Annotated in this window: 10 protein-coding genes; 6 read left to right on the top strand and 4 right to left on the bottom strand. The window is 65.0% G+C overall.

Annotation, left to right across the window (positions count from 1 at the left end; all coding sequences use genetic code 11):
* Nucleotides 1-2: 2 nt before the first annotated feature.
* Complete coding sequence (locus tag ACZ0BA_RS21640) at nucleotides 3-2,285, bottom strand: alpha,alpha-trehalose-phosphate synthase (UDP-forming) (RefSeq protein ID WP_463453231.1); 2,283 nt, start codon at nucleotides 2,283-2,285, stop codon at nucleotides 3-5.
* A 185-nt stretch (nucleotides 2,286-2,470) separates the two neighbouring features.
* Here ACZ0BA_RS21640 and ACZ0BA_RS21635 point away from each other — a divergent pair, with 185 nt between their 5' ends.
* Nucleotides 2,471-3,595, top strand: a complete 1,125-nt coding sequence (locus ACZ0BA_RS21635) for a mechanosensitive ion channel family protein (protein WP_463453230.1) — start codon at nucleotides 2,471-2,473, stop codon at nucleotides 3,593-3,595.
* A 42-nt stretch (nucleotides 3,596-3,637) separates the two neighbouring features.
* Here ACZ0BA_RS21635 and ACZ0BA_RS21630 read toward each other — a convergent pair whose 3' ends face one another.
* Nucleotides 3,638-4,060, bottom strand: coding sequence for a winged helix-turn-helix transcriptional regulator (locus tag ACZ0BA_RS21630; RefSeq protein ID WP_463453229.1), 423 nt, complete (start codon nucleotides 4,058-4,060; stop codon nucleotides 3,638-3,640).
* 115 nt (nucleotides 4,061-4,175) lie between these two features.
* On the opposite strand from ACZ0BA_RS21630, the gene ACZ0BA_RS21625 reads away from it, so the two are divergent.
* From ACZ0BA_RS21625 to ACZ0BA_RS21615, 3 genes are all read left to right on the top strand, one after another.
* A complete protein-coding gene (locus ACZ0BA_RS21625) occupies nucleotides 4,176-4,910 on the top strand; it encodes an SDR family NAD(P)-dependent oxidoreductase (protein ID WP_463453228.1) in 735 nt (244 codons plus the stop codon).
* A 32-nt stretch (nucleotides 4,911-4,942) separates the two neighbouring features.
* On the top strand, nucleotides 4,943-5,542 hold the full coding sequence (locus ACZ0BA_RS21620; RefSeq protein WP_463453227.1) for an NADPH-dependent F420 reductase: 600 nt from the start codon (nucleotides 4,943-4,945) through the stop codon (nucleotides 5,540-5,542).
* Nucleotides 5,543-5,653: 111 nt separating this feature from the next.
* Nucleotides 5,654-5,824 (top strand): hypothetical protein, encoded by a 171-nt coding sequence (locus ACZ0BA_RS21615; protein ID WP_463453226.1) that lies wholly within the window; start codon nucleotides 5,654-5,656, stop codon nucleotides 5,822-5,824.
* A 42-nt stretch (nucleotides 5,825-5,866) separates the two neighbouring features.
* Here the strand turns inward: ACZ0BA_RS21615 and ACZ0BA_RS21610 are convergent, their stop codons facing one another.
* Both ACZ0BA_RS21610 and ACZ0BA_RS21605 read right to left on the bottom strand, forming a co-directional pair.
* Nucleotides 5,867-6,430 (bottom strand): hypothetical protein, encoded by a 564-nt coding sequence (locus ACZ0BA_RS21610; protein ID WP_463453225.1) that lies wholly within the window; start codon nucleotides 6,428-6,430, stop codon nucleotides 5,867-5,869.
* A 71-nt stretch (nucleotides 6,431-6,501) separates the two neighbouring features.
* Nucleotides 6,502-8,439 (bottom strand): phosphatase PAP2 family protein, encoded by a 1,938-nt coding sequence (locus ACZ0BA_RS21605; RefSeq protein ID WP_463453224.1) that lies wholly within the window; start codon nucleotides 8,437-8,439, stop codon nucleotides 6,502-6,504.
* A 184-nt stretch (nucleotides 8,440-8,623) separates the two neighbouring features.
* On the opposite strand from ACZ0BA_RS21605, the gene ACZ0BA_RS21600 reads away from it, so the two are divergent.
* Complete coding sequence (locus ACZ0BA_RS21600) at nucleotides 8,624-9,094, top strand: (2Fe-2S)-binding protein (RefSeq protein ID WP_463453223.1); 471 nt, start codon at nucleotides 8,624-8,626, stop codon at nucleotides 9,092-9,094.
* Nucleotide 9,095: 1 nt separating this feature from the next.
* A complete protein-coding gene (locus tag ACZ0BA_RS21595) occupies nucleotides 9,096-11,285 on the top strand; it encodes a xanthine dehydrogenase family protein molybdopterin-binding subunit (protein WP_463453222.1) in 2,190 nt (729 codons plus the stop codon).
* Nucleotide 11,286: the final 1 nt, after the last annotated feature.

The following is an 11,286-nucleotide window of genomic DNA, read 5'->3' as shown; positions in this document are numbered from 1 at the left end:
TTTTAGCTTACCCGGCGCAGATTGCCGCGGCTGTGTGAACGGATTTTCTGCATCACTTTTTCGCGTTTGCGCAGACGGGCGGCGTCAAGCAGCATGTGGCCTGCCCAACGGTAGACGTTGAAGCGGCGCACGCGGTCGCGCATGCTGCGCATCCGTTCGCGCTGCTCGACCGGCGGCATGGTCAGGCCGCGGTACAACGCCTCGGCGCCCTGCTCGATGTGGTACGGGTTGATGATCAGCGCCTCGTGCAACTCGCGGGCGGCGCCGGTGAACTGGCTCAGCACCAGCGCGCCGCGTTCGTCGTCGCGGGCGGCGATGAACTCCTTGGCCACCAAATTCATACCGTCGTGCAGACTGGTCACCATGCAAACTTCGCTGGCGCGGAAGTAGCGCTGCAGCTCGGCCTGATCGTGGTGCTCGATCTTCAGGATGATCGGCAGGTAGCCGTCGCTGCCGAAGCGGTCGTTGACCCGCGCGGCCAGTTTGCGCACGCGCTGCTCGAAGTTCATGTACTCCTCCAGGTCCGAACGGCTCGGCGCGGCGATCTGCACGAAGCTGAACTTGCCGATCATGGCCGGATGGCGCTCCAGCATGCTTTCGACGGCCTGGAAGCGCTCCAGGATGCCCTTGGTGTAGTCGAGGCGGTCGACGCCGAAGGCCAGCAGGTGGTCTTCCGGCACACCCAGGATCTGGCGGATTTCGGTGCGGCATTGCTCCACCGGCAGCGTGTCCGGATAGTCGGGCCAGGCGATCGAGATCGGATAGTCCTCGACCTGGGTCAGCTCGTTGCCGTAGGAAATGGTCGACGCTTCCGGCTCGATACGGGTTTCCAGGTAACGGTCGACCGTGTCGAGGAAGTTCTTGCGGTGGAACGGCGTGTGGAAGCCCAGGATAGTGCTACCCAGCATGCCTTCAAGGATTTCTTCACGCCATGGGCAAATACCGAACGATTCCGAGTTAGGCCATGGGATGTGCCAGAACGTGATAATCGTTGCCTTCGGCAGCGCCTCGCGCACCATGCGCGGCAGCAGGGCGAAGTGGTAATCCTGCACCAGCACCACCGGGTTGTCGGTGCGCGCTTCCTTGATCACGGCGTCGGCGAAACGGCGGTTGACCTTGACGTACTCTTCCCAGTCGGACGAGCGGAACACCGGACGCACGTGGGCGATATGGCACAGCGGCCACAGGCCTTCGTTGGCGAAGCCGTAGTAGTAACCTTTTTCTTCTTCTTCCGTCAGCCAGACGCGGCGCAGCGTGTAGCTCGGGTTTTTCGGCGGCACCGGCACGTGGTCGTTGCGGTCGACCGTTTCGCGGTCGGCGCTGCCGGCGCCATGGGCGATCCAGGTGCCGGAGCAGGCGCGCATCACGGCCTCGACGGCGGTCACCAGGCCGCTGGCCGGACGGCGCACGCGGATCGTGCCGTCCTCGTTTTTTTCGTGGATGTAGGGCTCGCGGTTGGACACCACCAGCACCTGGTCGCCGGCCAGATCCTGTTGCAGCAGGGCTTTGAGTTTTTCCGGCGCCCACTCGGCGCTGTTGTTGCTGCTGCTGCTCTGGCGTTCCTCGTGGTATTCCTCGAGCAGGCTGCGCAGCTCGCCGATCAGCGGCTCCATCTCTGGCGGCGGCGGTGGCGGCGTCGCCCCCGGCGCGGTCGACTTGACGTCGCGCGGCAGCAGTTGGCCGCGCAGCACGTCGTTCAGGCTGGCCAGCCAGCCGCGCCAGCTCAGGTGCGACACCAGCAGGGTCAGGAAGGCGATCGCGACGCCCAGCAGCGCGAAGAAGATCAGCACGTACTTGGTGGTCTCGGCGCTGCGGCGCTCGATGAAGCTCATGTCGTGCACCAGGATCAGACGGCCCAGGCCGGTGCCGTTGTCTTCGATCGCGGTGTCGGCCACGTGTACCGGACCGCGTGGCAGTTGCACCAGCGACTTTTGCTTGCTGCCGTCGGTCGGCTTTTCCCAGCAACCCAGCGATTGCGGGTAGGTAGAGGTTTTGTACAGCAGCTTGCCCGAAGGATCGCAGAAGCCGAGCGCGAACAGGCGTTCGTCTTCAATGGCGCCGTCGAACAGCTTTTTGATGTGCGCCTTGTCATTGAGCAGCACATCCTCGCGCAGCGGCACCTGCAAGGTGGCGGCAAGCAATTGCGAACGGTTATCCAGATCGCGCACCGACCAGCGCAAGGTCAGGTTGTCCATCAGCGGGACGACGATATAGGCGAACAGACCCAGCAGTATTGCCAGGGGCAGCATGAAACGTAATGATAGTTTTACAGAGCGTGAAAGCATTGGAGGAGTCCTCAGGTGTGATTGCAGGATAGAAAAACAACCGCTGCATCAATTTTTCGGGATGCGTGGCAATCGACCTCAGCTCCGCTATTGTTTCATTTCTGGGGGAAAAACCTTTGTTCGCTAGCGCACGCATGCGGGCAAATGGCGCGCCGCAACATGGCAGACTCCCCTAGAATCGGGCCATGGAACTCGACTATTTCTCAGATATGCACGACGGCCCCTGGCGGGCTGCCGCAGTGGTGGGCGTCAGCGCCCTGGTGTTTGTTGCCGTGGCTCTACTGTTGCATCGGGCGGGCATTATGCTGCTGCGCCGCATAGCGCGTAATCGCCCGTACACCACCAACGCCATCAAGTACGGCTACCGGCCGAGTCAGCTGTGCATGGCGCTGTTCGCGCTGCGTCTGGTGCTGACGGGTGCGCCGGAAAACATGCCGCTGCTGCTGCCGATCTCGCGCATCAACAGCGTGCTGCTGATCATCTGCCTGACCTGGCTGGCGATTGCCTGCACCAACTCGATCAAACGCACGATCACCGACGTCAATCCGGTCGATTCCGCCGACAACCTGCGCGCGCGCCGATTGCTGACGCAAACGGCGGTGCTGACCCGCAGCGCCAACTTCATCATCGGGCTGGTCGGACTCGGGTTTGTGTTGCTGACCTTGCCGGGGGCGCGGCAGTTCGGCGCCAGTCTGCTGGCCTCGGCCGGCGTGGCGGGCCTGGTCGCCGGTATCGCGGCGCGGCCGGTGCTGGGCAATTTCATTGCTGGTTTGCAAATTGCGTTTTCGCAGCCTATCCGCCTGGACGACGTGCTGATCGTCAAGGGCGAATGGGGCCGGGTCGAGCGCATCACCGGCACCTATGTCGTGGTGCGGATCTGGGACGAGCGGCGGCTGATCGTGCCGCTGCAATGGTTTATCGAAAATCCGTTCGAAAACTGGACGCATACGTCGTCGTCGATCCTCGGCACGGTGTTTTTGTGGCTGGACTTCAGCGTGCCGGTGCCGGCGATACGCGCCGAGTTCGAGCGCATCACGCACGCGTCGTCGCGCTGGGACCAGCGGGTCTGCGTGCTGCACGTAACGGATGCCGACGACCGCGGCATGCAACTGCGCTTGCTGATCAGCGCGCAGGATTCCGGCACCGCGTTCGACCTGCGCTGCGAAATCCGCGAAGCGATCATCGCCTTTGTGGCGGCCAACTATCCGGATTCGCTGCCGCGCCTGCGCCCGGTGCTCGACGCGCCCGGCCCGCAAGAGGAAAGCCTGGGCAAGCGGGCCACGCACGTGGCCGACAGCCCGGCGCCTTGACGCCGCTGGCGGCCGCCAGCGGCCGCTGAGGGCGCGAACCGGCTAGCTGTCTGTCGTTGCCGATCGCGGCGCGCCGGCCGCTTGCTCCATCTCCTGCGAAAGCTGGCTGCGGCGGTTGGCGAAGATATTCGCCATTTCCGCCATGTGCTCGCTTCCCCACGTGCACAGCGGAACGATCGCCTCGGCCAAGCTGCGGCCCAGCGGCGTCAACGTGTAGTCCACGCGCGGCGGCACCTCGCGGTAGTCGTTGCGTGCCAGCACGTGATCAGCCTCCAAATCCTTCAATTGCTGGATCAGCACCTTGTCGCTGACGCCTTGCGTCAGGCGCTTGAGCTCGCCATAGCGCTTGGGGCCGTCGCGCAGGAAAAACAGGATCAGCGGCTTCCATTTGCCCGAGATGATGCGGAGCGTGGCGTCTAGTCCGCAGGAAAAACCACCGGTGCCACAAGTTTCATGTGTCGTCATAGTTGGGGTACTTACCAAAAAGTGCATACTTGTCCTCAGGTTAGCAGCTGGGTATATTGGCGTCAAGGAGGCAAATGTCTGCCTCCTTAAACCTGCAAGGAAAAGGACACCTATCATGACCAGACTGAATGGAAAAACGGCCGTCGTCACCGGCGGCGCCACCGGCATCGGCCGGGCTGCGGCAAAACGCTTTGTCGAGGAGGGCGCTTTCGTCTTCATCTATGGCCGCCGTCAGGAAGCGCTCGACGCCGCCCTGGCCGAGCTCGGCCCGAACGCCCGCGCCGTGCAGGGCTCGGTGTCCGACGAGGCCGACCTCGACCGGCTGTACGCGGCCGTCAAGGCCGAGCGCGGCAGCCTCGACATCGTCTTCGCCAACGCCGGGGCGGGCAGCCAGGGCCGGCTCGGCGAAATCACCGCCGACCACATCGACGACACCTTCAACACCAACGTGAAGGGCACGATTTTCACGGTCCAGAAAGCATTGCCGCTGCTGGGCAAGGGGGCCTCGATCATTCTGACCGGCTCGAGCGCCGGCACCACCGGCGCGCCGACCATGAGCGCCTACAGCGCGAGCAAGGCGGCGGTGCGCAACCTGGCGCGCACCTGGGCGGAGGACCTCAAGGGCAGCGGCATCCGCGTCAACGTGCTCTCGCCCGGCGCGACCGCGACCGAATTGGCGAAGGCCGCGTTGGGCGAGGAGGGCCAGCGGGCCTACGCCGCGATGACGCCGCTGCAGCGCATGGCCGACCCGGCCGAGATCGGCGCCGTGGCGGCGTTTCTGGCGTCCGACGACAGCAGCTTCATGACCGCCAGCGAGGTCGCCGTCGACGGCGGCCTGGCGCAGCTGTGAGCCGCGACTCCACTTCACTGAAAGGACTAGCAATGAGTTACGCAATTATCGGCTTTGGCAACATCGGCAAGGCGCTGGCCAAGGCGTTCGCCCGCAAGGGCATCGACGTCTCCGTCGCCACCCGGCATGACCCGCAAAGCTTTGCGGCCGCCGCAGCAGCGATCGGACCGGGGATCGTCGCCACCACGCTGGCGCAAGCGGTCGAGGCGGACGTCATCTTTCTGGCGGTCCGTTTCGAGTCGCACGGCGAAGTCGCCAAGGCGCTGCCGCGCTGGCACGGAAAGACCATCGTCGACGTGACCAACGCCTATGGCGTGCCGCCCGAGCAACTGGAAGGACAGCCATCGGCCAAGGTGGTCGCGCAAGCGTTCGGCGGGGCGAAACTGGTGAAGGGCTTCAACCATCTGGTCGCCGCCGTGCTCGAGCAGGACCCGGCCGTGCATGGCGGCAAGCGCGTCGTGTTCCTGGCCAGCGATGACGACGGCGCGGCGGCCGAGATCGGCGCGCTGGCCGACAAGCTCGGATTCTCGCCCGTCAAGCTGGGCGCTCTGTCGGAGGGCGGGCTGCTGGTGCACGCGCGCGGCAATCGCTGGGGGCAGTTGATCTTCAAGGATCTGGTCAAGTTCGACTGACGCTGCGGTCGGCCTGGTTTCGATCGTGTCCGATCGTTCGGACACGATCCAATGTAAGCCCAACGGAGGCATCATCATGCGCACCGAAGACAATGTTCAGATTGTGAAGGAATGTTTGCCGCGCTCGGCCGCGGCGATCTGCAAAGCCTGCTGGCGTCGACCGTCGACGATATCGAATGGATCGTGCCGGGCGAGTGGCCGCTGGCCGGCACCGACACACTGGCGCTGGCGCGCGCCTTAGGCTTGGCCGCCGGCGCGCATGCCGCCCGCGCGGCCGGATAGGCAGGGCGCCGGTCCGGTCACCTCTGCGCCGGGTATGTATCGCTACTTGACGCTACCGGATTTCGGCTTGCGGGCAATGATCTCGTTGATCAGCTTGCGTTCCTTGTCGGTGGCCTTGCGCAGCAGGGCTTCGTGCTTTTCGCCCTGCGCGATCGACTCGGTGATGTCAGGGGTGATGGCCGATGACTTGGCGATGCGTTGCGTAATCCACGCCGTGAGCAGGCACATCGTCAAGGTGCAGGCGATGTAGAAGGCGATCCACAAGCCGGTCTGGCCACGGCTGCGGTTGATCGCCTGGACGACCTGTTCGGCCTCCTTGGTCACGGCTGCCATCTTGCCCATCATATCGGCCACGGCGACACTGGCCGATTCGGCCGCCACCCTGCCCGCCTCCTTCGCGGTGGCGTCGACGATGGCGGCGGCCTTGGCCTCGATCTTGGCGGCCTCGGCGATGCGCGCGTCGATCTGGTTCAGGCTGATATTGGCCATGCGCACCAGCTTGTCGCAGCCGGCGATCTGCTTGGAGAAATTCTGCAAGTCGTTGTGAAAGCGGTCGGCGTTGAAGAAGTCGCCTTGCGGGTGCGCTGTCGGGTCGTTGTCGTTCATCGGGACTCCGCGTTATCCAATAAAAAAGGGCATGACGAATCATGCCCCATGATACCGGTAGAGCGGAAGACTTAGCTACCGATCGTCAACGTCAGCGTGGTGGCGCTGTACACCGGCGTGACGTTGGCGAAGCCGTCGACCACGATGCTTGTGAACCGACCCGTGAGGCTGCCGGCGCTCAGCACGATGATGCTGTCACCTGCCTTCGGCTTGTAGCTGCCCGGGAACTTGACGCGCAGGGTGCCGCCGGCGATGGTGGCGGTGCCGGCCACTGTCATGGCGCCCTTGGCGCCGCCCAGCGCGTTCAATTCCAGCGTGGTGGCGCCGGCCAGTTGCTTATACGCGCGCGCCAGTTTCAGCTGGGAAGCGGCGTTGGCCACGAGCGTGCCGCCGCTGACGTAGACGTCGCCGCTGCCGAACGCGGTCGGCGACACGCCTTCGAGGGTGCCGGCCGTCAATTCGGTGCCGCCGGTCCAGGAGTTGTTACCGGCCAGCTTCAGCGCGCCGCTGCCTTGCTTGACCAGCTTGCCTGTGCCGCCGATGTCGTTGCGCCAGCGGTCGGCCGCATGGAAGCCGCCCTTGGCCGCGTCCATGACGAGCATCACGTTGCCGGTGAAGGCGCCGTAGCCGTCGGCCGCCGCGAACAGATTCAAACGGCCCCAGCCTTCCGGATCGTCCATCACCGGGTAGCCGGAGGCGACCGCCGTGGTTTTCAGCACCACGCGGCGCTGGGCGTCGCTCAGATAGGGCAGACGGGTTTCCAGCAGCACTTCGGCGCCTTTCGGCACCGAGGCCGGCGCGTTGGTCGGCGCGATCGGCGCGAAGCCGTAGGTCATGCGGCGCAGGTAGTTGGCCTTGTTGGTGGCGTAGTCCGAGAAGCGGTCGCTGCCCGAATGCGCGAACGCGGTGAAAGTGGTCGGCGTGGTCGAGGTCGCGGCCATCAGCGTGCTGTGCGCCTGGGCGTAGCCGGCCGCCTTCTTGGCGGCGTTGGCCGGGTCGACCATGGCGGCGGCGACCACCGCCTGGGCGTGGATACGGCCGCTGAGCACGTCAAGCGGCGAATGCATGCCGGCCAGGATGCGCGACTCGCCCAATTCCAGGCCGCGGCTGATGATTTCCTGATAGCGCTCCGGCACCGCGTAGGCCATCGCCAGCGCGTTGCGCACCGATTCGGCCGAGTGGCCGCTGGTAAAGCCGCCGTCGGTGGTCGGCGTCGTGCTCTTGGCCGGGTTCAGCGCCGGCAACACCTGCACCGCGCTGCTCCAGCGGTAAGGACGGGCATATTTATAGAAGCGCTTGGCCGGCTCGGTCGAACCGTTGGCGCCGACCATGTTGACCAAATCGACGACAGCGCCGAAGGTCGGGTTGGCGCTGCCGCCGACGCCGTTGTTGTTGCCGCCGTCGTTGTACAGCACGGTGGTGGCGTCGGGCGCGATCGCGGTGATGGTGGTGGTCTGCTGGGCTGCGGTGCGCCAGGCGCTGGTCAGCGGGCCCATGCCGTCGCTGACGCTATAGCCCTTGTTGCGGCGGTCGTCCAGATAAGCGGCCAGCGCCTGTTCCGGCGTGCGGTTGGCGGTGGCTTTGACCACGTAATCGATATTGGCGTTGTGGACGGCCTGGTTGACGATGGTGCCGCCGTTGCTGCCGTCGTTCGGCACGCCGGTCCAGGCGGACGTCACCACGGCCGGGAAATTGTCCACGGCCGGCGCGGTGACGCCGGCGTCGACGATTTCGGTCAAGGGTTTCCAGATTTGCAGCATGCCGGCGAGCACGCGCACGCCGGCGTTGGTGTCGAGGGTCGCGTAGCGGGCGTCGCCGCGCTGGTTGGTGGCGGCGGTGTCGACAAAGGCGGTGACGGCCGGCACCGGCGCTACCTCGGCCGCGCCCTGGTCGGCCGGCGCCGCCGGAACGGCAACGACCTGATCGTCATTGCTGGAGCCGCCGCAGGCGCTCAGGGCGACGGCGATGCTGATGGCGAGGATAAGGGGGCGCGACGGAACGAGATGCATGGGAAGTCCAATGGTCAGATGTAAAAAGGCCATAGAGTAATGTCGTCATATGACATGGCTGTTACGCGACGGCGGTGGAACCGCTCCCATCTAAAAATATACCGGGCGGTGTATCACCTTTGGGTAGTATTGTTCGGAGGACATATGTGTTTATAGTGTGGCTTTATCCGTTCAGGAGCCGCACATGGTCAAGTTGGAAATCAATGGCAAGAGCCGGGAGTTCGATGTCGCGGGCGATATGCCGCTGTTATGGGTGCTGCGCGACGAGGCGCATATGATGGGCACCAAATTCGGCTGCGGCATGGCGCTGTGCGGCGCCTGCACCGTGCATGTCGACGGCGAGGCCACCCGGTCCTGCGTGCTGCCGGTGTCGGCGGTCGCGGGCAAGAAGATCACCACCATCGAGGGCGTGGCCGCCACGCCGGCCGGCAAGGCCGCGCAGCAGGCCTGGATCGCCGCCGAGGTGGTGCAGTGCGGTTACTGTCAGTCGGGCCAAATTATGTCGGCCGCCGCGCTGCTGGCCAAAAACAAGCAGCCGACCGACGCCGATATCGACGACGCCATGTCCGGAAATATCTGCCGCTGCGGCACCTATACGCGCATACGCGAGGCGATCAAGGATGCCGCCAAGTCGCCGCTGCTGAAGGGAGCCTGAGATGAGCGCTCCTTTTAATCCCGGCGCCATCGAGCAATCGCGCCGTGGCTTCCTGAAAATCGCCGCGGCCGCGGGCGGTGGCTTGGTGGTGGGCTTCTGGTCTTTGCCGGGCGAGGCTTTTGCCGCCACCGCCACCTCGGCGGCCAAACCCGCCGTCGCGCCGGCCGACCTGAACGCCTTCATCGCCATCGGCGCCGACGACACCATCACGCTCACCATGCCCAAGGTGGAAATGGGGCAGGGTACCTATACTTCCATTCCGATGCTGATCGCCGAGGAGCTGGAAGTCGACATGGACAAGATCACCTTGCGCCATGCGCCGCCCAATGCCAAGGTCTATGGCGCGCCGTTCGGCGACCAGTTCACCGGCGGCTCGACCTCCATCCGCCTGATGTGGGAACCGATGCGCCAGACCGGCGCCGCCGCGCGCATGGTGCTGATCCAGGCCGCCGCAGACCAGTGGCAAGTGGCGCCGGACAGCTGCCACGCCGAACATGGTGAAGTGGTGCACAAGGCCAGTGGCCGCCGCATCAAGTACGGCCAGCTGGTGGCTGCCGCCGCGAAGCTGCCGCTGCCCGAAAAAATCGCGCTGAAGGACGCGAAGGACTTCAAATTGATCGGCAAGCCGGTCAAGCGCCTTGACGCCAGGGGGAAAACCGACGGTACCGCGTTGTTCGGTATCGATACCGTGGTGCCGGGCATGAAGGTGGCCGTGGTGGCAGCCAGCCCGGTGGTCGGCGGCAAGCTCAAAGCCGTCAAGGATGCAAAGGCGCGAAAGATGCGCGGCGTGCGCAATGTCGTCAAGCTCGATAACGCGGTGGCCGTGGTGGCCGATAACTATTGGTACGCCAAGCAGGCCCTGGCCGCGCTGGAGATCACGTGGGACGAGGGCCGATACGCCAAGCTGTCCACCGACGATGTCCGCACCATCATGCTCGATGCGCTGAAAAAGCCCGGCAAGGTGGCGCGCAACGACGGCGACGCGCTCAAGGCGCTTGCCGCCGACGGCAAGCGGGTGGAGGCGGTGTATGTCAATCCAATGCTGGCGCATGCCACGATGGAGCCGATGAATTGCACCGTCCATTACGACGTCAAGGCCGGCACTGCCGAGATCTGGGTCGGTTCGCAAGTACCGGCCCGCGCGCGCGACGATGCGGCCAAGGTGCTGGGACTGGCGCCGGAGAAGGTCACGCTGCACAACCACCTGATCGGCGGCGGTTTCGGGCGGCGCCTGTACACCGATTACGTGGTGCAGGCGGCCGCGCTGGCCAAACAGGTCAAGGCGCCGCTGAAGGTGGTGTGGAGCCGCGAGGAGGATATCCAGCACGATCTGGTGCGCGGCCTGTACGCGCATTCGGTGTCCGCCTCGCTCGACGCCAAGGGCATGCCGGTGGCGTTTTCGCACAAGATCGCGGGGCCGTCGAACCTGGCCACGTTCGCGCCGTCGTTCCTGCAAAATGGACTGGACACCGATAACGTCGAGGGTTCCGATACCTTTTCCTACGATATCCCGAACATGCGCGTCGAGTACACCCGCGAGGATGGTCCGGTGCCGAGCGGCTTCTGGCGCGGCGTCGGCCCGACCCGCAACATGGCGGTGCTGGAGAGCTTCATCGACGAGCTGGCGGAGAAATCCGGCCAGGATCCGCTGGCCTATCGCCTGGCGATGCTCGACAAGCAGCCGCGCGCGGCCCATGTGCTCAAGTTGGCGGCGCAGCGTGCCGGGTGGGGTGGCAAGCTGCCGGCACGTTCCGGTCGTGGCATCGCGTTGATGCGGGCCTGGGGCACCTACCTGGCGCAGGTGGTCGATGTCAGCGTCAACGACGATGGCGAGGTGGCCGTCAAGCGGGTGGTGTGCGTGGTCGATTGCGGCCATGTCGTCAATCCGGATACCGTGGTCGCGCAGATCCAGAGCGGCATCAATTACGGTCTGACCGCAGGCCTGTTCGGCGCGATCACGTTCAAGGATGGACGCATCGAGCAGTCCAACTTCCACGACTACCGCATCCTGCGCCTGAGCGAGGCGCCGGTGATCGAGGTGGAAATCGTCAAGAGCAGCGAGGCGCCGGGCGGCATCGGCGAGCCGGGAACCGCCGGCGTGGGTGCGGCGCTGACCAACGCGGTGTTCGCGGCCACCGGTAAGCGCGTGCGCGAGATGCCATTGCGTGCCGAGCTGCTGAAAAAGGCGTAAA

The sequence above is a fragment of the Duganella sp. AC917 genome (assembly GCF_979258245.1).
The sequence above is the reverse complement of the archived record's forward strand: the minus strand, read 5'-3'. Positions and strand labels throughout refer to the sequence as shown.